The organism is Actinokineospora guangxiensis, assembly GCF_042657845.1.
GTDB lineage: Bacteria > Actinomycetota > Actinomycetes > Mycobacteriales > Pseudonocardiaceae > Actinokineospora > Actinokineospora guangxiensis.
The window spans coordinates 34,820-60,531 of sequence record NZ_JBHSKF010000018.1 but is presented as its reverse complement, the minus strand read 5'-3'; the positions used below and the strand labels follow the sequence as shown (position 1 = coordinate 60,531).

Sequence of the window (25,712 nt, the reverse complement as noted above, 5' to 3'; positions counted from 1 at the left end):
GCGCGATGCTCAAGGGGTCCAGCATTCTGCTGACCGGGGGGACCGGCTCCTTCGGCAAGGCGTTCATCAGCCACGCCCTCGCCGAGCTGGACCCCGCGAAGGTGATCGTGCTCAGCCGCGACGAGCTGAAGCAGTACGAGGCGCGCAAGGAGTTCGGCGACGACCCGCGGCTGCGCTGGTTCATCGGCGACATCCGCGACCGGCGCAGGCTGGAGCGCGCGATGCGCGGGGTGGACTACGTCGTGCACGCCGCGGCGCTCAAGCAGGTCGACACGGGCGAGTACAACGCCTTCGAGTTCGTGCAGACCAACGTGCACGGCTCGCAGAACGTCATCGAGGCCGCCATCGACTGCGGGGTCAAGCGCGTGGTCGCGCTGTCCACCGACAAGGCGTCGAGCCCGATCAACCTCTACGGCGCGACCAAGCTGTGCGCCGACCGGATGTTCATCAGCGCCAACCACTACGCCGCCGGGCACCCGACCCGCTTCTGCGTGGTGCGCTACGGCAATGTGATGGGCTCGCGCGGCAGCGTCATCCCGTTCTTCCGGGCGCTGGCCGAGCGCGGCGAGGCGCTGCCGATCACCGACATGCGGATGACCCGGTTCTGGATCACGCTGCCGCAGGCGGTGCGGTTCGTGGTGGACAGCTTCGAGCAGATGAACGGCGGCGAGCTGTACGTGCCGCGCATCCCCAGCATGCGGCTGGTCGATCTGGCCAGGGTGATCGCGCCGGGCAGCCCGATGAAGGAGATCGGCGTGCGGCCGGGCGAGAAGCTGCACGAGGAGATGATCGCCCCCGACGACGCGCGCCGGACCCTGCTGCACGGCGACCGCTACATCGTCATGCCGCACATCGCGGGCTGGGGCTACGAGCCGCCCGCCGAGGGCGTCGCGGTGCCCGAGGGCTTCGCCTACCGCTCCGACACCAACGACCTGTGGCTGAACGACGAGGACCTGCGCGCCCTGGTCGAACAGCATGGGTGAGGCGCTGCCCTACGGCCGCCAGTCGGTCGACGAGTCCGACATCGCCGCCGTCGCGGCCGTGCTGCGCGGGGACTGGCTGACCACCGGCCCCGCGGTGACCCGGTTCGAGGCGGACCTCGCCGCGTGGGCGGGCGCGCCCGCGGTGGCCGTCACCTCGGGCACGGCGGCGCTGCATGTGGCCTACGCGGCCGCGGGCGTCGGACCGGGCGACGAGGTGGTGTGCGCGCCGATGACGTTCGTGGCGACCGCGGCGACGGCGGCGCTGCACGGCGCCACCGTGGTCTTTGCCGACGTCGAGGACGAGCACCTGACCCTGGACCCGGCCGCCGCTGCCGCCGCCGTCACCTCCCGCACGAGGGTGGTCTCGGCGGTCGACTACGCCGGCCACCCCGCCGACTACGACGCCTTGCGCCCCGCCGACGCCCTGCTGCTGGCCGACGCCGCGCACTCCGTCGGCGGGACCTGGCGCGGCCGCCCGGTCGGCTCCCTGGCCGACGTGACCACGTTCTCCTTCTTCCCCACCAAGAACCTCACCACCGGCGAGGGCGGCGCGGTCACCGCCGCCGACCCCGCCCTGCTGGAGCGCGCCCGCCGCTTCCGCAACCACGGCCTGGTCCGCGACCGCGCCGAGCAGCGGCACCCGGACGAGGGCGGCTGGCACCAGGAGGTCCACGAGTTCGGCCTCAACTACCGCCTGCCGGACGTGCTGTGCGCGCTCGGCAGCAGCCAACTGGCCCGCCTCGCCGCCTTCAAGTCCCGCCGCGCCGCGATCGTCGCGCGCTACGGCGACGGCCTCGCCGACATCGCGGGCCTGCGTCTGCCGACCCGCCACCCCGACGCCGACCCGATGTGGCACCTGTACGCGGTGCGCGTGCTGGAGGGGCGCAGGCGGGCGCTGTACGAGCACCTGCGGGCTTCGGGGGTGCTGGTGCAGGTCAACTACATCCCGGCGTACTGGCACCCGGTGTTCGAGGACCTGGGCTACCAGCGCGGCCAGTGCCCGGTGGCCGAGCGCTTCTACGCCGAGCAGCTCTCCCTGCCCCTGTTCCCGGACATGTCCGACGCCGACACCGACCGCGTCATCGCGGCCACGCGGGCGTTCTTCGGGGTCTGAGGAAGTTCGAGGCACCCGAGTTCGGTCGCGACCAGCACTCCTCCGCATCCGCGGGCGGCCTGTTGATCCGCGGTGGGAACCAGCATCGACCATTTCCACGAGAAGCTGCTACTGCTCAGGGACCGCGTGAACACCGACCACGGTCGCAGGCTGGCCGAGGCGAGGCACCAGGTCATGGTCGGCTTCCTGCGCCAGTTCGACGCGGAATGCGACGGATCGGCCTGAATGCCATCCCGGGATTCCGCACTCGTGCCGGTCTCGCGGCCCAGGCCGAAGTCCTAGGTCCTCTCAGACCAGGTCCCAGCTCATCGGTGTGCCCTTGGCCGCGTCCGCGCGGAAGGTGCGGCCGAGGAGGTCCTCCAGCATCGCCGTGGGCAGGCCGCCCGCCGGGCGGATCGAGCGGACGTTCTCCCTGGTCACCGGGTCGCCCTGGTGGACGTCGGCGACGACGTACAGGGAGCGGCGCAGGCGCAGGCCCTCGCGTTCGCTGGGCTTGGCGCCGATGCGGGCCTGGCCGAGGGCCGACCACGCGCGCTCGCTCTCCACGACCAGCGACGCCAGTTCGGCGGGCTCCAGGGAGAAGGCGCTGTCGACGCCACCGTCCTCACGCGACAGCGTGACGTGCTTCTCGATGACGCACGCGCCGAGGGCCACCGCGGCCAGCGGGGCGCCGATGCCCGGGGTGTGGTCGGACAGGCCGACCAGGGTGCCGGTCGCGCCCGCCAGCAGGGGCAGGCCGCGCAGGTCGCTCTCGGCGGGGTCGGCGGGGTAGGAGGCCGTGCAGCCGAGCACGACGATCTGGTCGTTGCCCGCGGCGCGGGCGGTGTCCACCGCGGCGGTGATCTCCGACACCGAGCCCATGCCGGTGGAGATGATCAGCGGCTTGCCGGTGCGGGCGCAGCGCTCGACCAGGGGCAGGTCGACCAGCTCCGATGAGGCGATCTTGTACGCCGGGGCGCCGAGCAGCTCCAGCAGTTCCACCGCGGTCGGGTCGAACGGGCTGGAGAAGGCCACCAGGCCGTGCGAGCGGGCCCGCTCGAAGATCGGTTCGTGCCAGCCCCAGGGGGTGTGGGCGCGCTGGTAGAGCGAGTACAGCGTCTCCCCGCCCCACAGCTCGTGGCCGTCGGAGACGCGGAAGGCCGGGGTGTCGACGTCGATGGTGATCGTGTCGGGGGTGTAGGTCTGCAGCTTGAGCGCCTGCGCGCCCGACGCCGCGACCGCGTCCACGATCTCCAGGGCGCGGTCGAGGGAGCCGTTGTGGTTGCCCGACATCTCCGCGATGACGAACGGGCGGTGCTCGGGTCCGATCGCGTGCCCGCCGATGCGCACGCTCACGCCTGCCTCTCCTCCAGCCTGCCGAGCCGCTCCTCGTACTGGGCGACGCCGGTCAGCCGGACCCGGATCTGGGCGTGCTCGCGGCGGATCTCCTCGATGAGCGAGCGGGCCTGGGCGACCTGCTCGGCGTCGCCCGCGGGCACGGCGGCCAGCAGGTCCTCGATCGCGGCGAGGCGGGTCTCGAAGCTGGCGACCTGCGGGATCACCCGCTCCAGCTCGTTGGCGCTCCACTCCTGCAGCCGCTGGGTGTGCTCCAGGCGGTGGCCGTGCTCGTCCACCCGGCCGCCGATGTCGCCGAGCCTGCGGTCGTGGTCGGCCAGGCGGTGCTCGGTGGCCAGGCCGATCCGGAAGTCGATGAGCCGGGCGACACGGTCGCTGAGCTTGCCGCGCAGACCGGCGACGGCGGCGTTGACATTGTCTCGGACGGTGTCTCGCACGGTGTCTCGCATTGTTCCCACTTCAGCGAAGCAGCCGGGTGCGGCTGGTCTTGGTCCACGAGTCGAGCAGCCGCCCCTCCGCGGCGATGCGGTGCTCTGGCCCCACGATGCACGAGTCACCGGACGCGTGCTCCCACGAGGTCTGGTGGGGATCATCGATGAAGGAGAACCCGGTGAGCAAGAGCTCGGCCTCGGGGAAGCAGGTGCGCGCGATCCAGGCGGCCATCGTGCCGGTGGTCGACCACGCCGCGTCCTCGCGCGAGTTGATGCCGACGGCGTCGGACAGCGGCAGCGTCACGTCGCGGTTGGAGACCGGCACCAGGCCCAGGTCCGGCGGCCACCAGCCGGGCAGCAGGTCCGGCTCCCAGTGCAGCCTGCCGGGCTCGACCATCAGGTAGAGCCTGCGCCGGTAGTCCCGGAACAGCCACGGGGTGGCGCGCACGGCCCGGTTGAACACCACGACGTGGCAGCGGGTGCCGACGGCGGGCGGGGCGCCCGGCTCGTCCTGCACGAAACCGTTGACCCGGATCACCAGGTCGCAGGCGTCGACGGCTTTGGCCCGGTCGGCATCGGGCTCCAACGGCATGTTGCCGACGACCGCGACCGAGCGCGGGCCGGGGTGTTCTGCGTAGGCGTCGAGCAGCTGCTTGAGCAGGCTCGGCCCACCGGTGACGGGGACCACAGGCGGACGCTACCCCACTGGACAAGCCGCCCTTCGGAGTACAACCACGGCTCGCGGACCCCACCCGCACATGTGGGTGACATCCCGCCGGTAGTCTCGTCCCCCGTGCAAGCAACCAGCGTGGTGGAGGAGCCGCCGGTGACCGTGGTCCACGCCGGGCGCAACTTCCCGGCGGCACTCTCCGACATCCGGCGCGGGTTCGCCCAGCGCGAGCTGTGGGCCTATCTGGGCTGGCAGGACATCAAGCAGCGCTACCGCAGGTCGGTGATCGGCCCGCTGTGGATCACGCTGAGCATGGCCGTCACCGCGGCGGGCCTCGGCCTGCTCTACTCGCAGCTGTTCCAGATCCCGGTCGGCACGTTCCTGCCGTACCTGACGGTCGGGTTCATCGTCTGGAACTTCATGCTCGGCTGCATGGTCGAGGGCTCGGACACGTTCATCTCGAACGAGGGCCTGATCAAGCACCTGCCCGCCCCGTTGACGGTCTACGCGCTGCGCACGGTGTGGCGGCTCACCCTGATGTTCGCCCACAACCTGCTCGTCTACCTGGTCGTGGTGGCCATCTTCTTCGGCGACCTCACCCAGGACGGCTACGCGCTGACCCCCGGCGGAGCCCCCCAGCCCGGACTGGACTGGACCTTTGTGCTGGCCTTCCCGGCGTTCGCGCTGATCGCCGTCAACGGCACCTGGGTGGCGCTGCTGTTCGGCATCATCAGCACCCGCTACCGCGACATCCCGCAGGTCATCTCCGCGCTGACGCAGCTGCTGTTCTTCGTCACGCCGATCGTCTGGCCGGTCGACATCCTGACCCAGAAGTTCGAGCAGACCGGCAGCTGGCAGGTGCTCGTGGCCGAGCTGAACCCGCTCTACCACTTCATCCAGATCCTGCGCGCGCCGCTGATCGGCAGCGAGCAGAGCTGGCACCACTGGGCGGTCGTGCTCGGCATCACCGTCGTGGGCTGGGCACTGGCGCTGCTCGCGATGCGGAACTACCGTGCCCGTGTTTCCTACTGGGTCTGAGTGAGGCTCCCCGACATGGTCAACATCGAGGTCGCCAACGCCTCAGTGGACTTCCCGATCTTCGACGCCAAGACGCGGTCGCTGAAGAAGGCCGTCCTGGGCAAGGTCGGCGGCAAGATCGGCACCGAGGCCAAGGTCCCGATCATCGAGGCCCTGCACGACATCAGCCTGACCCTCAAGGAGGGCGACCGGGTCGCCCTGGTCGGCCACAACGGCGCGGGCAAGTCCACGCTGCTGCGGCTGCTCTCGGGCATCTACGAGCCCACCAGGGGCACCGCCAGGATCAACGGCAAGATCGCGCCGGTGTTCGACCTCGCGGTCGGCATGGACCCGGAGATCTCCGGCCTGGAGAACATCATGATCCGGGGCCTGTTCCTGGGCATGAACCGCAAGGAGATGGAGGCGCGGGTCGAGGACATCTCCCAGTTCACCGAGCTGGGCGACTACCTGCACCTGCCGCTGCGCACCTACTCCACCGGCATGCGGGTGCGCCTGGCGCTGGGCGTGGTCACCTCCATCGACCCGGAGATCCTGCTGCTGGACGAGGGCATCGGCGCCGTCGACGCGGCGTTCATGGCCAAGGCCAGGGACCGCCTCGTCGACCTCGTGCGCCGCTCCGGCATGCTGGTGTTCGCCTCGCATTCCGACGACCTGCTGTTCGAGCTGTGCGACAGCGCCATCTGGATGGACGAGGGCCGGATCAAGATGCACGGCTCGCTGCGCGAGGTGCTCACGGCCTACAAGGGCCGCGACCCCTTCGAGCACATGAGCGCGGAGACCCTGGAAAGGCTCGGCCACACCGGATGAACAGCGCCAGTGGTGCGGATGTGCGGCTCCCGGCCGGTTCGGTCGTGGCCGTCGTGGTCACCAGGCACCGGCGGGCGCTGCTCGCGGAGTCGCTGAAGATGGTGGCCGCCCAGACCCGGCCGCCGGAGCACCTCATCGTGGTCGACAACGGCCCCGACGACCCGGCCCGCGACATCGTGGAGTCGTGCGGGGTGCCCGCCACCTACCTGGCCTCGCACCGCAACCTGGGGGGCGCGGGCGGCTTCGCCCTGGGCATGCTGCACGCGCTGGCCATGGGCGCGGAGTGGGTGTGGCTGGCCGACGACGACGGCCGCCCCGCCGACGACTCGGTGCTCAAGGTGCTGCTGGAGGTCGCCGAGAGGCGCGGCCTGGCCGCGGTCTCGCCGGTGGTGACCAACATCGACACCCCGGAGAAGCTGGCCTTCCCGCTGCGCCGGGGCCTGACCTGGAAGCGCACGACCGGCGAGCTGGGCGCGGACTTCCTGCCCGGGATCGCCTCGCTGTTCAACGGCGCGCTGTTCCGGGCGAGCACGCTGGACGTGGTCGGCGTGCCCGACTACCGGCTGTTCTTCCGCGGCGACGAGGTCGAGGTGCACCGGCGGCTGGTGCGCTCCGGGCTGCCGTTCGGCACCTGCCTGAAGGTCGCCTACCTGCACCCGGACGGCTCGGATGAGTTCAAGCCGATGCTGTTCGGCAAGCTGCACGCCCAAGACCCGGAGAACGAGGTCAAGCGGTACTACACCTACCGCAACCGCGGCTACCTGATGGCGCAGCCGGGCATGCGCAAGATCGGGCTGCTGGAGGTCGTCCGCTTCGGGCTATACTTCATCGGCACCAAGCGCGACCCGAAGGCGTTCCTCGACTGGCTGAAGCTGGTCCGCAAGGGGCGCAAGGAGCAGTTCTTCCGCATCTGACCCGTCACCGCCGCGGGTTCCGCCGTCGGCTGATCCGCTCACGGCTGAACCGCCTTGCCGCGCGCGGGCGGGCGTGGTCGAGTCGTGTCCATGAGCAACCACGCGCTGATCCTGCACCTGGCCGGCCGCGCCGAGCCGCTGGTGTTCGCCCTGTCCGAGAAGTCCGCCAAGAGCCTGGTGTCCCGTCTGCCCGTCCTTATGGGGTCGGCGGGCGTGGACAGCCCCGAACTGGCCGACGGCCGCACCGTGGCCATCAACTTCGGGCAGGTGGCCACCGCCCACATCGACGAGCTGCCCCGCAACCACGACGCGTACGGCATCCCCCGGCGCGGGACCGGCTTCGGCGGCTAGCGGCTCTGCGAGCCGGGCCTTGAAAACTAGGCCTTGAAAACGACAGTGCGCAGCATCACGAAGTTGATCGCGGTCGCCAGGCCCTGGGCGACGGCCCAGGCGACGGCGTACTCCAGGGTGAACTCCGGGAGCAGGGCCAGCATCAGCGCGTTCGTGCCCACGTTCACGAAGAATGTGGTCGTGTAGAGGATCGCGAACCCGCCGACCTGGGTGGCCCGGCCGGTGCTCGCGTCGGTGAAGGTGAAGCGGCGGTTGAGGAAGTACGCCGTGGTGGTGCCCGCGATGAAGCTCACCGCCTTGGCCGCGTGCACCCACAGGCCGGTCTCCAGCAGCAGCCAGTAGATGCCGAAGTCCACCAGGGCGCAGAACCCGCCGACCAGGACGAATCGGACGAGCTGCTGGACGAGACCGGGTTTCGCGTGGACCCCGCCCACTTCTGCCGCCACCGTGGCCCCCTCTCCGACGCGGCCCCAGTGTAGGCGGGGGCCTTGGCTACCCTTGGGGCGGTGGACAGCTTCGAGACCCGCACGCTGACCGGCTGGGGGCGCACGGCGCCCTCGGCGTCGCTGGTGGCCGCGCCCACGACCGCGGAGGCAGTGGTCGCCGCCGTCACCGCCGCCGCCCGCGCCGACGGCCGCGGTGTCATCGCCCGCGGGCTCGGCCGCTCCTACGGCGACCCGGCACAGAACGCGGGCGGCCTGGTGGTCGACATGACGGGCCTGCGCCGCATCCACTCCATCGACGCCGACACCGGCCTGGCCGTGCTGGACGCCGGCGTCGACCTCGACCAGCTGATGCGCGCCGCGCTGCCCTTCGGGCTGTGGGTGCCGGTGCTGCCGGGCACCCGGCAGGTCACCGTCGGCGGGGCGATCGGCAGCGACATCCACGGCAAGAACCACCACTCCACGGGCAGCTTCGGCAACCACGTCGCCGCGATGGACCTGCTCACCGCCGACGGGCGGGTGCGCACGCTGACCCCGGACAGCGAGCCGGAGCTGTTCTGGGCGACCGTCGGCGGCATGGGCCTGACCGGGATCATCCTGCGCGCGACGCTGCACCTGAAGCGGGTCGAGAGCGCCTACTTCGTGGTCGACACCGACCGCACGTCCGATTTGGACGAGACGCTGGCGCTGTTCAGCGACGGCTCGGACAACGACTACGACTACTCGATGGCCTGGTTCGACTCCATCTCCACCGACGGGCGCCTTGGCCGCGCGGTGTTCTCCAGGGGATCGCTGGCCACTGTGGACCAGCTGCCCGCGAAGAAGCGCCGGGCGCCGCTGCGCTTCGACGCCCCGCAGCTGCTCACCCTGCCCGACGTGTTCCCCAACGGCCTGGCCAACAAGCTCACCTTCCGCACCCTCGGCGAGCTCTGGTACCGCAAGGCCCCGAGGAAGGGCCGCGGCCAGATCCAGAACCTGACGGCCTTCTACCACCCGCTGGACATGTTCGGCGAGTGGAACCGCGCCTACGGCTCGCACGGCTTCCTGCAGTACCAGTTCATCATCCCGTTCGCCGAGCACGCCGCGCTGCGCGCGATCATCCGCCGGATCGCCGAGTCCGGGCACGTGTCGTTCCTCAATGTGCTCAAGCGCATGGGCGATGCCAACCCGGCCCCGCTGTCCTTCCCGCGTCCCGGGTGGACGATCACCGTCGACTTCCCCATCAAGGCCGGGCTGCGGGAGTTCTGCGACGAGCTGGACCAGGAGGTGCTGCGCGTCGGCGGGCGGCTCTACCTGGCCAAGGAGTCGCGCACCGCGCCGGAGACCTTCCACAGCATGTACCCGCGGCTCGACGAGTGGCGCAAGGTCCGCGCCGCCGTTGACCCCGACGGCCTCTTCACCTCCGACCAATCGCGAAGGCTGGGACTTTGATCAACGCAGTGGGCACCCCGCAGTCGATGCTGCTGCTCGGCGGCACCTCCGAGATCGGTCTGGCGATCGCGAAGCGCTACCTGGCCGACGCGCCGCTGACGGTCGTGCTGGCGGCGCGGCCGTCCGCGCGGCTGGACGCCGCCGCCGACGAGCTGCGCGGCCTGGGCGCGACGGTGCGCACCGTCGCCTTCGACGCGCTCGACACCGCCGCGCACCCGAAGGTGATCGACGAGGCGTTCGCCGACGGGGACATCGACCTCACGGTGGTCGCCTTCGGCCTGCTCGGCGACCCGGAGAAGGCCTGGCAGGACCACGCCACCGGCGTCGAGCTGGCCACGGTGAACTACACCGCGCCGGTCTCGGTCGGCATCGCGCTGGCCGAGCGGCTCTCGAAGCAGGGACACGGCGCGGTCGTGGCGCTGTCGTCGGTGGCGGGCGAGCGGGTGCGCCGCTCGAACTTCGTCTACGGCTCCACCAAGGCCGGCTTCGACGGCTTCTACCTGGGCCTCGGCGAGGCGCTGCGCCCGCACGGGGTCACCGTGACCGTGGTCCGGCCCGGGTTCGTGCACTCCAAGATGACCGAGGGCCTCAAGCCCGCGCCGATGGCGACCACGCCGGACAAGGTCGCCGAGGTCGTCGCCGCCGCCGTCCGCGGGCGCAAGGACCTGGTGTGGGCCCCGGCACCCTGGCGGGTGGTCATGTCGGCGCTGCGGCATGTTCCCCGCCCGATCTTCCGCAAGCTGCCCATCTGACTGGCTAGCATCCGAGCCGACGGGGAAGGGAGCCACGATGGCCGCTGAGGAAGCGCTCAACCGCATGATGCGCCGCTTCGAGGAGCAGGCGGCGCGCGCCTCGGCGCTGCGCGAGAACATCGCCAACCTCAAGGGCAGCGCCCGCAACCCCGACGGCTCGGTGACGGTGACCGTCGCGCCCTCCGGCGCGGTGCTCGGCCTGAACCTGACGCCCGCCGCGGTGAACAAGTCCCACACGCAGCTGGCCCAGGAGATCCTGGCCACCATCCGGGCGGCCACCCAGCAGGCCGCGCAGGCGATGGAGGACACCGTCCGGCCCGCGCTCGGCGAGCAGCAGTACCAGCAGTTCCAGGACGCGCTGCGGGCCCACGCCCCGCAGGTCGACGGCCTCGGCCCGACCACCCCGCCGCCCTCGTCGGCGCTGCCGCAGCCGGGCAACCCGGCCACCGAGCGCCCGGCGGCCCCGCCGCGGCGGCCCGCGCCCGCCGAGGACCCCGGCGACGACGACTTCGGCGGCTCCATCTACCGGCGCTAGCCGTGCTGATCGCCCAGCAGGCCGGACCGCTCGCGCACGCCCGCCGCGCGCTCGGCGGCGAGCCGGTGCTGTGGGCGGCCTTCGCCGCCTCCCTCGTCCACGACCGGCGCGGACTCGGCGAGCGCGCCAAGGACATGGCCGTGGGCGCGCTGGACACCGTCGTCGACGCGATCGCCGACTCCGGGCCCGGGCAGGACGGTCCGCGCGGCCCCGGCAAGCCCGACGTCGTGGTGTGGGGGCGCGGCGGCGCCGCGCACCGGATCGCCGCCGCCCTGCCCCCGCCCGGCGACACCGGCCCGTACCTGTGGGCGCTCACCCCGCACCGGGTGCACATCGCCCAGCGGCTCGACACCGAGACACCACCGCAGGACCCGGCAGGCGCCGGTGGTTCGGGTGGCGCGGTGGGCAAGGCGGGCGGCCTGCTGCGCGGCATCGCGGGGGCGTTCGCGGGCCAGGAGCGCAGGCCCGTCGAGCTGCGAGCGCTGCGACCGGTGCTGGACATCGCGCGCGCCCAGATCGCCGGGTTCTCCCCCGCCGTCCGCGGCGAGCAGTCCTGCCTGCGCCTGGCGCTGACCGACGGCACCGGCTTCGACCTGCTGTTCCTCGGCTCGGCCCGGTTCGGCGCCGACGGCGAGGCCGACCAGTACGAGCGGCTGGCCGCGCTGAGCGCCGGGAGGGCCGACCCGTGGGTCTGACCGAGTGGCTGCGGCCCGGCGAGCTGCCGCGGATCGCCGTCCACGCCCGGCTGCGCGAGGTCGGCTCCCGCGTCGGCGGGCTGGTGCGGGTGCCGCATCCCGCGCCGCCGGACGCGCCCGCCACCGTCGACATCAAGCAGGACCGCTGCCCGCTGCCCGCGCCGTGGACGGCGGCCGGGGAGTTCGCCGGGTTCGACTGGGTCGAGGACGACGCGGTCGGCTGGTGGGCCGAGGCGGCCGACCCCCGCCAGGCCGCGGTGCGCATGGCCGACTTCCTGACCGTCGGCAGAGGCCAGGCCGGGGTCTTCGGCAGCGACCGTCGCCTCGCGGTGGTGCTGCCGAAGAAGCTGCTCTCGACCGGCGCCCCGCGCAAGGGCCTGCTCGGCAAGGTCGGCGGCCTGCTGGAGAACACGAACTGGGAGTTGGCCGACGAGGTCGTGACCCTGTGGGAGACCGACGTGCGGGCGCTGCGCGGTGTCGCGGTGGTGCTGGCGGGCCGGGGCTTCCCGTTCGCCAGGCTCGTGCGCTTCGATTTCGCCGACGGCTCCGTGCTCCTGGGCCGGACCCTGGTCGGCGACATCCTCCCCCGACGCCCCGCCGGTAGCGTCTGACCTGCGACTATCGTCCGCGACACACCGCGGCGGGGCTCGCCGGTGTGAAAGAATCGCGGCGTGCAGATCCTGGTGCTCGGGCCGCTGGCGGTGCTCGCCGACGGGACCGAGGCCAACCTCGGCGGGCCCAAGCCGAAGGCCCTGCTGGCCGCGCTGCTGCAGCACGCCGGCCGGGTCGTGCCCACCGCGGGCATCATCGACCTGATCTGGGACGACGCGCCGCCGCAGTCGGCCACCGCGCTGGTGCACACCTACGTCTCGCTGCTGCGCCGCGGCCTGGCCTCGGCCGGGCGCTCCGAGGCGCTCGTCACCCGCGCGCCGGGCTACGCGCTGCGCGTCGAGCCCGCCGACAGCGACCTCGGCCGCTTCGAGCAGCTGCTCGGCGACGCCCGCGACGCCGAGCGCGAGGGCGCTGCCGAGACCGCCGAGCGCACCTACGGCGCGGCCCTGGCGCTCTGGCGCGGACCGGCGTTCGGCGGGGTGGAGGCCGGGTTCGCCGAGCGCTGGCGGCGCTCGCTGGCCGACGACCGGCTCAGCGCCGAGGACGGCCTAGCCCGCTCGCTGCTGGCGCTGGGCCGCGCCGACGAGGCCGCCGCCCGGCTGGGCAGGCTGGTGGCCGCGCACCCGCTGCGCGAGGACACCAGGGCCCTGCTGATGCGGGCGCTGGCCGAGTCCGGCAGGCAGGCCGACGCGCTGGAGGTCTACCGGGCCGGGCGCAGGCTGCTGCTGGACGAGCTGGGCATCGAGCCCGGCGAGCGGCTGCGCGCTCTGCACGCGGCGATCCTGGACGGCTCGCGGGCCGGTCCCGCCCCCGCGTCGGTCCCGGCTGCTGGGCGGGCCGCCGTGCCGAGGATGCTGCCGCCGGACATCGGCGACTTCACCGGCCGCGCCGAGTCGCTGGCCACCGTGCTCGCACTGGCCGGGCGCGGCGGCGGCACCGCCCCGCCGACGGCCGTGGTGTCCGGCTTCGGCGGGGCGGGCAAGTCGGCGCTGGCCGTGCACGCCGCGCACCTGCTGCGCAAGCGCTACCCCGACGGCCAGCTCTTCGCCGACCTGCGCGGCGCCGAGCGCGACCTGGACGCCTTCGAGGTGCTGGGCCGCTTCCTCACCGCGCTCGGGGCCGCGGAGTCCCCCGCCGACCTGCCGACGGCCCTGGACGAGCGGGTCGAGCGCTACCGGCAGCTGGTGGCCGGGCGGCGGCTGGTCGTCGTGCTCGACAACGCCCGGGGCGAGCACCAGGTACGGCCGCTGCTGCCCGGCGCCCCCGAGTGCCTGGTGCTGATCACCAGCCGCTCGCGGCTCTCCGGACTCGGCGCGAGCACCGCGATCGAGCTGGACTTCCTCGACGCGGGCAGCGCGGTGGAGATGCTCGGCAAGGTCGTCGGGCCCGCGCGGGTGGCCGCGCAGCCGGAGCAGGCGGCGCGGATCGCGGCGCTGTGCGGGGGCGTGCCGCTGGCCATCCGGGCCGCCGGGGCCAAGCTGGCCGCCCGGCCGCACTGGCCGCTGAAGTCGCTGGCCGACCGGCTCTCCGACGAGCGGCGCAGGCTCGACGAGCTCTCCGTCGGCGACCTGGCGATCCGCTCGTCGCTGGCGGTGAACTACGCCGACCTCGACCCCCTGGCCCGCCGCGCCTACCACCTGCTGTGCCTGCTGGACCTGCCCGAGTTCGGCTGGTGGGTGGCGGCCCCGCTGCTGGGCGTCGACCCCGACGACGCCGAGGACGTGGTCGAGCGGCTGGTCGACCTGCGGCTGCTGGACGTGGCGGGCGTGGACGCGATCGGCCGGGTCCGCTACCGCTTCCACGACCTCGTGCAGCTCTACGGCGCCGAGCAGGCCGCCCAGGAGCCGCGCGCCGTGGTGGCCGAGGCGCTCACCAGGACGCTGAGCACGTGGATGGCGCTGATCGAGGCGGGCGCGCGCAAGCTGCCCAGGGTGACCCTGGGCCTGCGCCCGCCGGGCACCGGCGCGCGGATCGCCGTGGACCCCCGGCTCATCGCCGAGGCCGAGGAGAACCCCGGCGAGTGGCTCAAGTCCGAGACCGCCGCGGTGGTGCGCTCGGTCGAGCGCGGCCACGAGCTGGGCATCGACGGGGTGACCACGCTGCTGATCACCTCGCTGCTGTCCTCGCCGTTCGCCGTGCGCAACGAGTTCGACGGCTGGCAGCGCACCCACGAGGTCGCGCTGAGCGCGGCCCGCGCGGGCGGGGACCGCCGCGCCGAGGCGGTCGTGCTGACCGGCCTCGGGCAGCTGCACTACGAGAAGGACGAGTTCGCCGCCGCGCAGGCGCACTTCCGGATGGCGCACGAACGGGCCACCGCCATCGGCGACGACCCGGTCACCGCGGTCTCGCTGGTCGGGCTCGGCACGGTCGCCCGCGACACCGGCGACTTCGCCGCCGCCAAGGCCGACCTGGAGGCCGCCGTCGCCCTCGGCGGCAGAGCCGACTGCGGGGCCGACTGCGGGGCCGACTGCGGGGCCGACTGCGGGGCCGACGACGGGGTGGTGGCCGCCGCCCGCTACGGGCTCGGCGCCATCGAGCGCGACCACGGCGACATGGCGGCCTCGGTCGAGCACTTCGCCGCGGCGGCCGAGCGCTACCGCGCCACCGGCGACCAGCGCGGCGAGGCGCTGGCGCTGCGCGGGCTGAGCCTGTGCCACCGCGCGCTGGGCGAGCACGCCCCGGCCGCGGCGCTGAGCGCGGACGCCGCGGCGATCCTGCTCGCCGCAGGCGACGACCTCGGCGCGACCTACGCCCACCAGTCGTGGGCGAAGGCGAGCACCCGCCTGGGCGTGGTGGACGGCGTCGCCGAGGCGCTGGCGGGCTGCCTGGAGGTGTGCGCCCGCCGCCGGGACCGCTTCGGCATGGCGCTGATGACCCGCACGCTCGGCGAGTACCACCTGGCCACCGGCGACCTGGCCACCGCCCGCGGCCTGCTCGTCGACGCGCTGGCCCGCTGGAGCGAGCTGGGCCTGCGGCTCTGGCAGGCCCGCACGCTGCGCGACCTCGCCGCCGCCGACCCGGACGCCGCCGACGGGCACTGGTCGCGGGCGACCGAGCTGTTCACCGCGACGCCCACCCGCGAGCTGGCCGAGCTGGCGGCGACGAGCCCGGCGGACTGGCGTGCCGCCGTGCAGGCTCCCTACGCCTGAGCTGCCCTTATAGGCGGTCTATAGGTGTGGGCCGCAGGCTTGGAGGGCCGCTGTAGCGCGACCCGGCACTGTGGGACCTGTCAGGGAGGAACAGGGAGGTGCGGGGGATGTCCGCTCAGCGCCCCGACCTCGGCCCGGAGATCAGCCGGGGCGAGATCGTGGAGCGGGCGGAGAGCTGGCTCCGACCGTCGGTGCCCTTCGGGTGCCACCGGTTCCACCAGAACGAGTACGGGATCTACCGGACCGACTGCTCGGGCTATGTCTCGATGGCGTGGGGCCTGCCGGGAGTGCCGCCTTCCCGGCACGGCGGGCTCGACACCGCGGGGTTGGCCGAGGTCAGCGTCCCGATCGCCAAGGGGGAGCTGCGCGCGGGGGACGCGCTGCTCGCGGTCGGCGGCGCGGGCTCGGTCATCTTCCACGAGTGGGCGGATGTCGAGCGGGAACGCTACTGGGGGTTCGAGCAGTCGGCCGGGGGGACGGCGCACCGGGTGGTCCCGTACTCGGGGGAGGGGTTCCGGCCGAGCCGCTACATCCGGCTCGTCACCCCGCGGGGGTGCGGGGAGGGCCTGCTCGGGGCAGGCCCTCCCCGCACCGACCAGCGTGATTAGAGGAAGACCGACAGCGCCAGGCAGCCGACCCAGCTGACGCCGAGCACCTGCAGGACCCGGTCCTTGAGCGCGATCTCCTCCGGCTCGCCCGCGTTGCCCTGGTCGACGTCGACGGCGTAGCGCAGCACCGCGATGACGAACGGCACGATCGAGATGACCGCCCACACCGAGTTGGACTCGCTGCCCGCGCGCAGCTCGAAGGCCCACAGCGAGTACGCGGTGATCATGATGGCGGCCGAGGTGGCCCACACGAACCGCAGGTAGCTGGCGCTGTACTTGCGCAGCGACGCGCGGATCTCCGCGCCGGTCTTCTCGAACAGCTCGACCTCGGCGTAGCGCTTGCCCGCCACCATGAACAGCGAGCCGAACGCGGCCACGAGCAGGAACCACTGCGAGAGCCGGATGTCGGCGGCGACACCGCCTGCCATCGCCCGCAGCAGGAAGCCGGAGGCGACGATGCACAGGTCGATCACCGGCTGGTGCTTGAGGCCGAAGCAGTAGCCCAGCTGCACCGCGGCGTAGACGCCGAGCACGACCAGCAGCTGCCAGCCCGCCAGCAGCCCCACGCCGAGCGAGGCCAGGAACAGCACCGCGGCGCCGGCGTAGGCCACCGGCACCGGCACGATCCCGGCGGCGATGGGCCGCCTGCGCTTGGTCGGGTGCGCCCGGTCGGCCTCGACGTCGATGGCGTCGTTGACCAGGTACACCGCCGAGGACACCAGGCAGAACGCGGCGAAGGCGATGGCCGCGTCGATGAGCACGGCGCTCTCGAAGATCCGGCCCGCGGCGAACGGGGCGGCCAGCACCAGGACGTTCTTGACCCACTGCCGAGGCCGCGCCGTCTTGACCAGGCCGCCGACGAGCCCGCCGCGCACGGTCACCGCGGGCGGGTTCGCCGGGCCCGCCGCGCTCACCGCCTGCCCCGCAGCCGCCGCCGCACCACGCCGCCGATCGCCGCGCCCAGCGCCGAGCCGACGAGGACGTCGCTGGGGTAGTGCACGCCCAGCACGAGGCGGGAGACGAGCATCGGCGGCACCAGCACGGGGACCAGCGGCTTGCCGGTCAGCCCCGAGTAGAGCACCGCCGCCGCCGTGGTCGACGTGGCGTGCGACGACGGGAAGCTGAGCCTGCTCGGCGTGTCCACCAGCACCCTGACCCTCGGGTCCTCCGGCCGCCGCCTGCGCACGACGCGCTTGACGGCGATGGAGGCGGCGTGCGCGCCGACCACGGCGGCCGACGCGGTCAGCCAGTCGCGGCGGCGATCGCGGTCCAGCGCCGCCCCGACCAGCCCCAGGGCGAACCAGCCCGCGCTGTGCTCGCCGAAGTGGGACAGGCCGCGGGCGGCCTTGACCACGGCCGGGCGCGCGATGGCGCCCTGCACGCGGCTCAGCGCCGCGGTCTCGCGGGACACGCTGCCTCCTGGAGGGGTGCGGTGCGCCCTGGGGTCTAGTCCAGGGAGCCGTCGAGGGGGGCGCCCCCGGTCAGGTGCGGGGCGACCTTGTTGTCGAAGACCGACAGCGCCGAGCCGATCGCCATGTGCATGTCCAGGTACTGGTAGGTGCCGAGGCGACCGCCGAAGAGCACGTTGCGCTCGGCGGCCTCCTTCTTCGCCAGTTCCCGGTAGCGGGCGACCTTGTCGCGGTCCTCGGGGGTGTTGATCGGGTAGTACGGCTCGTCGCCGGACTCCGCCGAGCGCGAGAACTCGCGCACGATGACCGTCTTGTCGCTCGGGTAGTTCGTGCGCTCGGGGTGGAAGTGCCGGAACTCGTGGATGCGGGTGAAGGGCACGTCCTGGTCGTTGTAGTTCATCACCGAGGTGCCCTGGAAGTCCCCGGTCGCCACGACCTCCATCTCGAAGTCCAGCGTGCGCCAGCCCAGCTCGCCCTCGCTGTAGTCGAAGTAGCGGTCCAGCGGTCCGGTGTAGACGGTCGGGGTGCCCTCCGGGATGCGGTCGCGCACGTCGAAGTAGTCGACGTCGAGCCGGACGTCGATGTTCGGGTGGTCGGCCATCTTCTCCAGCCACGCGGTGTAGCCCTCGACGGGCAGGCCCTCGTAGGTGTCGTTGAAGTACCGGTTGTCGAAGGTGTAGCGCACGGGCAGGCGGGTGATGATCGCCGCGCCCAGCTCCTTCGGGTCGGTCTGCCACTGCTTGGCCGTGTAGCCCTTGATGAACGCCTCGTAGAGGGGGCGCCCGACCAGCGAGATCGCCTTCTCCTCCAGGTTCTGGGCGTTCGCGGTGTCGATCTCGGAGGCCTGCTCGGCGATGAGCGCGCGCGCCTCGTCCGGGGAGTGCGACTTGCCGAAGAACTGGTTGATCAGGCCCAGGTTCATCGGGAACGAGTAGACCTGGTCCTGCACGCGGGCGAACACCCGGTGCTGGTAGCCGGTGAACTCGGTGAACTGGGTGACGTAGTCCCACACCCGCTTGTTGGAGGTGTGGAAGAGGTGCGCGCCGTACTTGTGGACCTCGATGCCGGTCTCGGGCTCGGGCTCGGAGTAGGCGTTGCCGCCGATGTGGGAGCGCCGTTCCAGGATGAGCACCCGCTTGTCCAGCTGGCTCGCGGTGCGCTCGGCGATCGTCAGGCCGAAGAATCCGGAGCCGACGATGACCAGGTCGTAGCCGTCGTAGGAAGTGCTGTCAGAGCTGTTCGTGTCTGCCACCGCGTTCACGGTGGGTCAGGCTACCGGCGGCGGCGGCAGGCCCTGGCGGAGGGCTATGGCGGAGGGCTCTGACGAAGGGCTCTGCCTCGGGCCGGACGCGAAGCGGGCCCGGAGATCGCTCCCCCGCGATCGTCCGGGCCCGTGTCCCCCTCGGTTCCCCTCCGGCATCTCTGCCGTCACCCTCCAAGACGTACGACCGCGGCGGGGGTTGCGCTATTCCCCGCTCTTTTTCCCGGCCCGCCCGCCGAGCGCCGGGAGCACCTCGGCGGCGACCCGCTCCAGCACCGTCTCCCGACCCGCGTACACACCCTCCGACCTGGGCCAATGGGTCACGACGTCGGTGAAGCCCAGCTCGGCGGCGCGGCCCACCTGGTCGGTGAAGGCGGCGACGCCGCTCATCGAGTACAGCGGCGCGGAGTCCAGGCTGAGGTAGCGGTCGACGGTGGCCCGGTCGCGGCCGGAGGCCGCGAGCACCTCGTCGAAGCGGGCCGCGAGCGCCGCGACGCCGCGCCACCACTCGGCGAGGTCGTCGGCGGCGGGCCCGGTGGTCACCCAGCCCTGGCCGAAGCGGGCGGCGACCCGCATCGTCCGCGGGCCGTTGGCGGCGACCAGGAACGGCACCCTCGGGCGCTGCACGCAGCCGGGGGCGCTGCGCGCGGCCACGGCGGTGTAGTACTGCCCGGCGAAGTCGGTCTTCGGGCGCACCAGCAGCGCGTCGGTCAGCTCCACGAACTCGGCGAAGCGGTCGGCGGTCTGGCGCGGGGTCAGCGCGGTCGCGCCGGTGACGGCCACGTCGTAGGCGCCCGGCGTCACCGTGCCCGCGCCGAGGCCCAGGCAGAACCGGCCGTCGGAGATGTCGTCCACGGCCAGCACCTGGCGGGCGAAAGGCACCGGCTGCCGCACGTGCGGCGAGGCCACCAGCGTGCCGATCCGCAGCTCGGTGGTCACCCCCGCGGCCGCGGTCAGGGTGGTCATCGCGTCGAACCACGGGCCGTCGACCAGGCTGCGCCAGCCGGTGTGGTCGTAGGTCCAGGCGTGGTCGAAGCCGTACTCCTCGGCCGCCCGCCACTTCGGCTCAGCGGCCCACCAGCGGTATTCGGGCAGGATCACAATGCCAACGCGCACTCACCCGAGACTACCCACAGGGCGCTCGGGGAGGATGGGCGTGTGGACAAGCCCCAGCTCATCGCCTCCGACGTCGACGGGACCCTGCTCGACCCGCGCGAGCGCGTCACCGACCGCACTGCGGCCGTGATCGGCCGCGTGCTGGCACAGGACATCCCGTTCGTGCTGGTCAGCGGCCGACCGCCGCGCTGGATACCGCCGGTGGCCGAGATGGCCGGGCTGACCGGGTACGCGGTGTGCGCCAACGGCGCGGTGGTCTACGACATCGCCACCCAGCGCGTGCTCTCGGTCCTCGGCCTCGACCCGGTGACCCTGTCGGACGCCACCCACGCGCTGGAGAAGGCCGTGCCCGGGATCAGGGTCGCCACCGAGCGCGCCGAGGTGGGCCCCGACCTGGGCGAGCTGGCCTTCGCCGTCGAGCCGGGCTACTCCAACCCGTGGGGCGACGCGGAGAACATCGTCCGCCCCCGCGCCGAGGTGCTCGGCCACCCGGCCATCAAGCTGCTGGTCCGCCACCAGGGCATGACCAGCGCCGAACTGGCCCTGGCCGCCACCGAGCTGCTCGGCGACGCCGTCGACGTGACCTTCTCCACCAACCGGGGCCTCATCGAGATCTCCGCCCCCGGCGTCACCAAGGCCGTCGGCCTCGCCGACGTGGCCGCGCGGGTGGGCGCCGAGCAGGGCCGCGTCGTGGCCTTCGGGGACATGCCCAATGACATCGAGATGCTGCGCTGGGCAGGCCACGGCGTGGCGATGGCCAATGCCCACGACGAGGTCATCGCCGCCGCCGACGAGGTCACCGCGCCCAACTCCGAGGACGGCGTCGCGCTGGTTCTCGACCGGTGGTTCTAAAGCGGCGGACCCTCCCTCTCAACCGCTTGGTGTGGTTGACTTACGGGCGGTCGCAGTTTCTTGAGTACGTGTTTCACACGCTCGCAAGAGAGTGTTGCGGGCGCGCGGTATCCCCGGCGTCTGGAACCCGGCCAGGGTGTACGCGCCCCGCGTGCGCCCTAGTAGTACGTGTCGAGGAGAACGACGTGGCACAGGGCACAGTGAAGTGGTTCAACTCCGAGAAGGGTTACGGGTTCATCACCCCGGACGGCAGCTCGTCCGACCTTTTCGTGCACTACTCGGAGATCCAGACCAACGGCTTCCGGACGCTGGAGGAGAACCAGCGCGTGGAGTTCGAGGTCGGCCAGGGCCAGAAGGGCCCGCAGGCCACCGCGGTCCGCGTGGTCTGACCCCCAGGCCGGAACGACAGCCTGGATAGCACCGAGAAGGCCCGCCCCCGTGCCGGGGGGCGGGCCTTCTCGCTGTCTGCGTTCCTGCCGGTCTCGGGCGCCTACTGGGCCTCGAAGACCTTGCGCCAGGACTCCGTCGAGGTCAGGTCCGGGAAGGCGGCCCGGTACTGCTCCTTGAGGCGGGGCCACTCGGCGATCAGGCGCTTGTAGGTGGCCGCGGCCTGCTTGGACAGGGCGCGGAACTGGGCCGGGTCGCGGCGGCGGAAGGCGACGCCGCTGCCGTCGGGGTTGGAGACGGTGGCGCTGTCGAGGTTGCCCAGCAGGAACCACAGCGCCTTGCCCGCGGGCACGTTGACCTGCGGGCGCTCGGCGGCGTCGGAGGCCGGGGGGCGCATGTTGTGCAGCAGCGCCTTGGACGCCTGGGCGGCGATCTTCACCGGGTGCACCGGGGGCTGGAGCATCCCCTCGGCGCGGATGGCGTCCAGGGTGGGCGGCGGGAAGGCGCTGGCCGATGGCTCGGTGCGGGCGTCGGCGTAGCGCTTGCGCAGGGCCTGGATCTCCGGGAGCGTCGTGGCGAGGCTCTCGAAGAGGCGGTCGGGCCCGGCGATGAAGTCCTCGACGGCCTTGAGCTCGACGGCGACGGTGGAGTACTCCATCGACAGCAGCCTGCGGATGGTGGCGCGCAGGCCCTGCTTGAGCAGCGTCTTGCGCAGGTCGTGGTCGGTGTAGAGCGCGGCGACCACGAGCCGGTTGCGCAGGTGGTAGTACGCCGTCCAGTCCGAGGTGTCGTTCTTGTCCGTCCACGGCATGTGCCAGACGCCGGAGCCGGGCAGGGTGACCGTCGGGATGCCCTTGTCCAGGGCGCGCATCGAGTACTCGGCGTCGTCCCACTTGATGAACAGCGGCAGCGGCAGGCCGTTGCGCTCGATCACCTCGCGCGGGAACAGGCACATCCACCAGCCGTTGTAGGAGGACTCGATGCGCCGGTGCAGGTCGCGGGTCTCGCGCAGGGACTCGGCGCCGAAGTCGTGGTCGGTGCGCGCGCCGGGCGCGGCCCGCCAGACGACCGCGCCGCGGTCGATGACCTCGCCCATGCTGTGCAGCCGGGCCTTGGCCTGCAGGTTGAGCATCTGGCTGCCGACGATGAGCGGGTTGGCCGCGGCGGCGGCGAAGGCGCTGGCCCGCAGGATCGAGTCCGGCTCCAGGGCGATGTCGTCGTCCATGAGCATGATCTGGTCGACGTCGGTGTTCTCCAGCGACTCGAACATGCCGCGGCTGAACCCGCCGGAGCCGCCCAGGTTGCCCTGCTCGATCAGCTCCAGGCGCCCGCCGAGCACCCGCTTGGCCTCGGCGAAGCGCGGGTGGTCCTTGACCCGCTTGGTCCCCTGGTCGGCGACGAAGACCTTGGCGACCAGGTCGAGCACCTTCTGGTCCTCGGCGAGGGCGAACAGCGAGGCGACCAGGTCGTCGACCCGGTTGAAGGTGGTGGTGCCGATGGAGAGCGTGCGCTCGGGCAGGGCCAGCCCGGTGGTCCACGCCGCGTCGGCGATCTCCAGCGCGGTGTCGTCGGTGAAGGCGTCGAACCAGATCCAGCCGCCGTCCTCGAACGGGGCGAGGTCGACCGGCAGCGCCAGCTCCACCCACTCCGAGCCGGAGCGCACCGACTCGCCGCGCACGTGCACCTGGTCGCCGTTGGGCTTGGAGCGGTACACGTCCACCCGGCCGCCGCCGCGCACCCGCAGCCGCAGGCTGACCTCGGTGACCTTGGTCCAGCGCTTCCAGTAGCTGGCCGGGAAGGCGTTGAAGTAGCTGGCGAAGGACACCCGCGCCGAGGCGGGCACGGTGACCGCGAACCGGGACTCGACGTGGCTGTGCACGTTGTTCGGCTCGTCCAGGTACAGCGGGCGCACGTCGAGCGGGTCGGTGTCCCTGGGCATGATCACCCGCTGCAGCACGCTGTGCTGGTCCATTAGTGCTCTTCCTCCGGGGGCGGGCTGTCAGTCGGGTGGGCGGGCCGTCGCTACAGGCCGTAGAGCCTGCGCCAGTTCTCGCGGCTGGTGACCTCGGGCACGGCGGCGCGGTAGCGGGCGCGCAGGGCCGGGGTCTCCCGGACCAGCGCCTTGGCCACCTTCGCCGCGCGCTTGGCCAGCGCGATCGTCATGGCGCGGTCGCGGGTGCGCACGCGCACGCCCTCCTGGGAGGCGTCGGTGACGACGACCTTGTCGAACTGCGAGGTGTGCCACCACGCCGAGTCCGCGGCCGGGACGATGCCCTCGGCGTAGGCGCTGCGGCCCAGCGCCAGGTGCACCAGGCGCTTGACCAGCACGAGCCTGGTCATGCTGGGCGAGCCCGCCGAGCGGATCATCGGCAGGGTGCCCGCGACGTCAGCGGGCTTGTGCAGGACCGTGTCCGGGTACTCGGCGCGCTCCTTGCGGATGGCCGCCGCGGCCGCCGCGCCGCCGTCGGCGAAGATCTCCGGGCCGCGCAGGAAGTCCTCGGCGCCGCGGATGACCGTCGCGGCCAGGCCGTACTGCATGCCCACCAGGTAGCGCACGACCCTGGCGATCAGGGTGCGGGCGACGACCTTGGGGTCGGTCTCGGAGTGCAGCGAGGACACGACCATGGCGTTGCGGACGGCGAAGTACTCGTTCCACTTGTCCGCGTCCTTCCAGTCGAAGTCCGCGTGCCACACCGCCGCGCCGGGCAGGGTGACCGTGGGGATGCCCGCCGCCCTGGCCCGGTAGCCGAACTCGACGTCGTCCCACTGGAAGAACAGCGGCAGCGGCAGGCCGAGGCGGCGCACGACCTCAGCCGGGATCAGGCACGACCACCAGGCGTTGTAGTCGGCGTCGACGCGGACGTCGCCGCGGTTGGGCTTGCCCAGCGGCAGGCCGTCCTCGTCCTCGGCCTCGGCGAGCAGGTCGACGTCGTCCAGTCCGTCCTTGACGACCTGGCCGGGGACCAGGCCGGCGAAGTCGGCGTACTCGGCGCCCGCGAGCAGCCGGGTCGGGTGCAGCAGGCGCAGCATCTGCCCGCCGACGATGGTGGGCGAGGCGGTGCGGGCGGCGAAGGCCGTCATCCGCACCACGATCTCCGGCTCGCACAGGATGTCGTCGTCCATCAGGAAGACGTTGGCCTCGGAGCCGGATTCGGTGATCTCGTACATGCCGCGGCCGAAGCCGCCCGCGCCGCCCAGGTTCGGCTGGCGCAGGTAGCGCAGCCGTCCGTCGAGCGCCTTCTCGATGTCGGCGAACTGCGGGCGGGACTCGACGGTGTCGGTGCCCTGGTCGACGACGTAGACGTTCTCCAGGTGGTCCAGCGCCGCCTGGTCCGAGGCCAGCGCGCCGAGGGTGGCCACGCAGTCGTCGGCGCGGTTGAACGTGCAGATCACGATGGAGGTCAGCGGCACGCTCGCGGGCGCGGCGACGGTCCAGTTCAGCTCGTCCACGGCCAGCGTGGCGTCCTCGGTGGCCAGGTCGACCCAGAGGAAGCCGCCGTCGAGGAACGCGGTGAGCTTGCCGACCAGGCGCACGGTCTCGCCGTCGGCGCCGGTGACGACCTCGGCGGCCACGGTGCGGGTCTGCCCGTCCATGTCGGAGGCGACCAGCGACACCTTGCCCGAGCCGGTGACGCGCAGCTCGGCGACGACCTCGTCCACCACGCTCCAGCGCTGCCAGTAGCTGGCCGGGAAGCGCCCGAAGTAGGAGTCGGTGGTGGCCTGCGAGTGCGGGCTCAGCGTGAGCCGGGTCCGCGACCGGGCGGCCGAACCGGCGACGACCTCGGCGTAGAGCTCGTCGGGCACCACCGCCGACGGTCCGCCGAACAGGCCGCGCTGGGCGGTCAGCCTGCCCGCCTTGGCCTTCTTCTCCGCGGTCTCGCTGGTGGCTGCCGAGGGGCTAACGGGCATGGAATTCACAGTCCTCCGCCGAATCACGAGTGGCCAGAACAGGCTACCCGTCGGTCCCACCGGCCGCCGCCTGCCCGGGACGGGCAGGCGAATCCGCAGGTCGCGCCCAGGCGAGGGCCCCGCGGCCGGTGCGGTTACCCTCAACCGGAGAAGTCCGGCCGCCGAAGCCCTGGTGCGGCCACCACCACGCGGAGGAATCGTGACCGACTGGTCCGACGTCTGGCTGGTCGTCCCCGTCTACAACGAGGGGCAGGTCATCGCCGACGTCGTGCGGCACGCCCAGCAGACGTTCCCGAACGTCGTGTGCGTGGACGACGGCAGCGCCGACGACTCCGCGGCCCGCATCCGCACGACCGGCGCGCACCTGGTGCGCCACCCGGTCAACCTCGGCCAGGGCGCGGCGATCCAGACCGGCGTCGAGTACGCCAGGGCGCAGCCGGGCGCGGAGTACTTCGTCACCTTCGACGCCGACGGCCAGCACCAGGTCGAGGACGTGGTCCGGATGCTCGAGCGGCTGCGATCGGAGGAGGTGGGCGGCCGGCGGATCGACATCGTCGTCGGGACGCGGTTCAAGACCGGCGCCGACACCAGCCACATCCCGTGGATCAAGCGGCTGGTGCTCAAGACCGTCGTCATGCTCAGCCCGCGCACCCGCCGCCTGGGCCTGTCCGACGCGCACAACGGGCTGCGGGCGTTCAACCGCACCGTCGCCGAGCAGATGAGCATCAAGCTCAACGGGATGGGCCACGCCTCGGAGATCGTCGAGATGATCGACCGCTGGAAGTGGCGGGTCGCCGAGGAGCCGGTGACCATTCTCTACACCGAGTACTCCATGTCGAAGGGCCAGTCGCTGATCAACGGCGTCAACATCCTCTTCGACTCCGCACTCCGCACCGGTTCGAGGCGCTGA

General features: G+C 72.5%; 27 protein-coding genes. 17 read left to right on the top strand and 10 right to left on the bottom strand.

Annotation, left to right across the window (positions count from 1 at the left end):
* Nucleotides 1-5: 5 nt before the first annotated feature.
* From pseB to ACFPM7_RS26820, 3 genes are all read left to right on the top strand, one after another.
* The gene (gene pseB / locus ACFPM7_RS26830; RefSeq protein ID WP_378250703.1) at nucleotides 6-983 is read left to right on the top strand and encodes a UDP-N-acetylglucosamine 4,6-dehydratase (inverting); all 978 of its coding nucleotides are present in this window, start codon (nucleotides 6-8) and stop codon (nucleotides 981-983) included.
* The gene (locus ACFPM7_RS26825; RefSeq protein ID WP_378250576.1) at nucleotides 976-2,097 is read left to right on the top strand and encodes a DegT/DnrJ/EryC1/StrS family aminotransferase; all 1,122 of its coding nucleotides are present in this window, start codon (nucleotides 976-978) and stop codon (nucleotides 2,095-2,097) included. Before pseB ends, ACFPM7_RS26825 begins: the two co-directional genes overlap by 8 nt.
* A gap of 72 nt (nucleotides 2,098-2,169) precedes the next feature.
* Nucleotides 2,170-2,322: an HD domain-containing protein gene (locus ACFPM7_RS26820; protein ID WP_378250575.1), complete on the top strand. Its 153-nt coding sequence runs from the start codon at nucleotides 2,170-2,172 to the stop codon at nucleotides 2,320-2,322.
* 63 nt (nucleotides 2,323-2,385) lie between these two features.
* On the opposite strand, the gene pseI is transcribed toward ACFPM7_RS26820, so the two are convergent.
* Genes pseI through ACFPM7_RS26805 form a run of 3 tightly spaced genes read right to left on the bottom strand, consistent with a single transcriptional unit; the run spans nucleotide 2,386 to nucleotide 4,551 of the window.
* Nucleotides 2,386-3,432, bottom strand: a complete 1,047-nt coding sequence (gene pseI, locus ACFPM7_RS26815) for a pseudaminic acid synthase (protein WP_378250574.1) — start codon at nucleotides 3,430-3,432, stop codon at nucleotides 2,386-2,388.
* Nucleotides 3,429-3,869 (bottom strand): hypothetical protein, encoded by a 441-nt coding sequence (locus ACFPM7_RS26810; protein ID WP_378250573.1) that lies wholly within the window; start codon nucleotides 3,867-3,869, stop codon nucleotides 3,429-3,431. The genes pseI and ACFPM7_RS26810 overlap by 4 nt, the downstream gene beginning before the upstream one ends.
* 22 nt (nucleotides 3,870-3,891) lie before the next feature.
* The gene (locus ACFPM7_RS26805; protein WP_378250572.1) at nucleotides 3,892-4,551 is read right to left on the bottom strand and encodes a hypothetical protein; all 660 of its coding nucleotides are present in this window, start codon (nucleotides 4,549-4,551) and stop codon (nucleotides 3,892-3,894) included.
* Nucleotides 4,552-4,656: 105 nt separating this feature from the next.
* Between ACFPM7_RS26805 and wzm the strand changes: the two genes are divergently transcribed.
* The 4 genes from wzm to ACFPM7_RS26785 all read left to right on the top strand — a co-directional run bounded on the left by wzm (nucleotide 4,657) and on the right by ACFPM7_RS26785 (nucleotide 7,643).
* Nucleotides 4,657-5,571: a galactan export ABC transporter permease subunit Wzm/RfbD gene (gene wzm, locus ACFPM7_RS26800; protein ID WP_378250571.1), complete on the top strand. Its 915-nt coding sequence runs from the start codon at nucleotides 4,657-4,659 to the stop codon at nucleotides 5,569-5,571.
* Between the two features lie 15 nt (nucleotides 5,572-5,586).
* On the top strand, nucleotides 5,587-6,378 hold the full coding sequence (gene wzt, locus ACFPM7_RS26795; RefSeq protein ID WP_378250702.1) for a galactan export ABC transporter ATP-binding subunit Wzt/RfbE: 792 nt from the start codon (nucleotides 5,587-5,589) through the stop codon (nucleotides 6,376-6,378).
* Between the two features lie 20 nt (nucleotides 6,379-6,398).
* On the top strand, nucleotides 6,399-7,292 hold the full coding sequence (gene glfT1, locus ACFPM7_RS26790) for a galactofuranosyltransferase GlfT1 (protein WP_378250570.1): 894 nt from the start codon (nucleotides 6,399-6,401) through the stop codon (nucleotides 7,290-7,292).
* Between the two features lie 90 nt (nucleotides 7,293-7,382).
* On the top strand, nucleotides 7,383-7,643 hold the full coding sequence (locus ACFPM7_RS26785) for a hypothetical protein (protein ID WP_378250569.1): 261 nt from the start codon (nucleotides 7,383-7,385) through the stop codon (nucleotides 7,641-7,643).
* Nucleotides 7,644-7,669: 26 nt separating this feature from the next.
* Here ACFPM7_RS26785 and ACFPM7_RS26780 read toward each other — a convergent pair whose 3' ends face one another.
* Entirely contained in the window at nucleotides 7,670-8,089 is a 420-nt protein-coding gene (locus tag ACFPM7_RS26780; RefSeq protein WP_378250568.1) for a GtrA family protein, read from the bottom strand.
* 60 nt (nucleotides 8,090-8,149) lie between these two features.
* Here ACFPM7_RS26780 and ACFPM7_RS26775 point away from each other — a divergent pair, with 60 nt between their 5' ends.
* The 7 genes from ACFPM7_RS26775 to ACFPM7_RS26745 all read left to right on the top strand — a co-directional run bounded on the left by ACFPM7_RS26775 (nucleotide 8,150) and on the right by ACFPM7_RS26745 (nucleotide 15,868).
* Nucleotides 8,150-9,517, top strand: a complete 1,368-nt coding sequence (locus tag ACFPM7_RS26775) for an FAD-binding protein (protein WP_378250567.1) — start codon at nucleotides 8,150-8,152, stop codon at nucleotides 9,515-9,517.
* Nucleotides 9,514-10,269 carry a decaprenylphospho-beta-D-erythro-pentofuranosid-2-ulose 2-reductase gene (locus tag ACFPM7_RS26770; protein ID WP_378250566.1) on the top strand — a complete coding sequence of 252 codons (756 nt, stop codon included), beginning with the start codon at nucleotides 9,514-9,516 and terminating at the stop codon, nucleotides 10,267-10,269. The genes ACFPM7_RS26775 and ACFPM7_RS26770 overlap by 4 nt, the downstream gene beginning before the upstream one ends.
* 37 nt (nucleotides 10,270-10,306) lie before the next feature.
* Entirely contained in the window at nucleotides 10,307-10,804 is a 498-nt protein-coding gene (locus ACFPM7_RS26765) for a YbaB/EbfC family nucleoid-associated protein (protein ID WP_378250565.1), read from the top strand.
* Nucleotides 10,805-10,806: 2 nt separating this feature from the next.
* On the top strand, nucleotides 10,807-11,499 hold the full coding sequence (locus tag ACFPM7_RS26760) for a hypothetical protein (RefSeq protein ID WP_378250564.1): 693 nt from the start codon (nucleotides 10,807-10,809) through the stop codon (nucleotides 11,497-11,499).
* On the top strand, nucleotides 11,490-12,110 hold the full coding sequence (locus ACFPM7_RS26755) for a hypothetical protein (RefSeq protein ID WP_378250563.1): 621 nt from the start codon (nucleotides 11,490-11,492) through the stop codon (nucleotides 12,108-12,110). The genes ACFPM7_RS26760 and ACFPM7_RS26755 overlap by 10 nt, the downstream gene beginning before the upstream one ends.
* A gap of 60 nt (nucleotides 12,111-12,170) precedes the next feature.
* On the top strand, nucleotides 12,171-15,260 hold the full coding sequence (locus tag ACFPM7_RS26750; protein ID WP_378250562.1) for an AfsR/SARP family transcriptional regulator: 3,090 nt from the start codon (nucleotides 12,171-12,173) through the stop codon (nucleotides 15,258-15,260).
* 107 nt (nucleotides 15,261-15,367) lie between these two features.
* Nucleotides 15,368-15,868: an NlpC/P60 family protein gene (locus ACFPM7_RS26745; RefSeq protein WP_378250561.1), complete on the top strand. Its 501-nt coding sequence runs from the start codon at nucleotides 15,368-15,370 to the stop codon at nucleotides 15,866-15,868.
* Here ACFPM7_RS26745 and ACFPM7_RS26740 read toward each other — a convergent pair.
* The 4 genes from ACFPM7_RS26740 to ACFPM7_RS26725 form a co-directional block, all read right to left on the bottom strand.
* Nucleotides 15,865-16,782, bottom strand: coding sequence for a decaprenyl-phosphate phosphoribosyltransferase (locus ACFPM7_RS26740; RefSeq protein WP_378250560.1), 918 nt, complete (start codon nucleotides 16,780-16,782; stop codon nucleotides 15,865-15,867). The genes ACFPM7_RS26745 and ACFPM7_RS26740 overlap by 4 nt on opposite strands.
* Nucleotides 16,779-17,279, bottom strand: a complete 501-nt coding sequence (locus ACFPM7_RS26735) for a phosphatase PAP2 family protein (RefSeq protein ID WP_378250559.1) — start codon at nucleotides 17,277-17,279, stop codon at nucleotides 16,779-16,781. Before ACFPM7_RS26735 ends, ACFPM7_RS26740 begins: the two co-directional genes overlap by 4 nt.
* Nucleotides 17,280-17,314: 35 nt before the next feature.
* Nucleotides 17,315-18,529, bottom strand: coding sequence for a UDP-galactopyranose mutase (gene glf / locus ACFPM7_RS26730; RefSeq protein WP_378250558.1), 1,215 nt, complete (start codon nucleotides 18,527-18,529; stop codon nucleotides 17,315-17,317).
* 213 nt (nucleotides 18,530-18,742) lie between these two features.
* Nucleotides 18,743-19,654: an LLM class flavin-dependent oxidoreductase gene (locus ACFPM7_RS26725; RefSeq protein WP_378250557.1), complete on the bottom strand. Its 912-nt coding sequence runs from the start codon at nucleotides 19,652-19,654 to the stop codon at nucleotides 18,743-18,745.
* Between the two features lie 42 nt (nucleotides 19,655-19,696).
* Between ACFPM7_RS26725 and ACFPM7_RS26720 the strand changes: the two genes are divergently transcribed.
* Both ACFPM7_RS26720 and ACFPM7_RS26715 read left to right on the top strand, forming a co-directional pair.
* Nucleotides 19,697-20,506, top strand: coding sequence for an HAD family hydrolase (locus tag ACFPM7_RS26720; RefSeq protein WP_378250556.1), 810 nt, complete (start codon nucleotides 19,697-19,699; stop codon nucleotides 20,504-20,506).
* Nucleotides 20,507-20,691: 185 nt separating this feature from the next.
* Nucleotides 20,692-20,895: a cold-shock protein gene (locus ACFPM7_RS26715; RefSeq protein WP_378250555.1), complete on the top strand. Its 204-nt coding sequence runs from the start codon at nucleotides 20,692-20,694 to the stop codon at nucleotides 20,893-20,895.
* A gap of 101 nt (nucleotides 20,896-20,996) precedes the next feature.
* On the opposite strand, the gene ACFPM7_RS26710 is transcribed toward ACFPM7_RS26715, so the two are convergent.
* Nucleotides 20,997-22,865: a glycosyltransferase gene (locus tag ACFPM7_RS26710; protein WP_378250554.1), complete on the bottom strand. Its 1,869-nt coding sequence runs from the start codon at nucleotides 22,863-22,865 to the stop codon at nucleotides 20,997-20,999.
* A gap of 50 nt (nucleotides 22,866-22,915) precedes the next feature.
* Entirely contained in the window at nucleotides 22,916-24,802 is a 1,887-nt protein-coding gene (locus ACFPM7_RS26705; protein ID WP_378250553.1) for a glycosyltransferase, read from the bottom strand.
* A gap of 199 nt (nucleotides 24,803-25,001) precedes the next feature.
* Here ACFPM7_RS26705 and ACFPM7_RS26700 point away from each other — a divergent pair, with 199 nt between their 5' ends.
* Nucleotides 25,002-25,712 (top strand): glycosyltransferase family 2 protein, encoded by a 711-nt coding sequence (locus ACFPM7_RS26700; RefSeq protein ID WP_378250552.1) that lies wholly within the window; start codon nucleotides 25,002-25,004, stop codon nucleotides 25,710-25,712.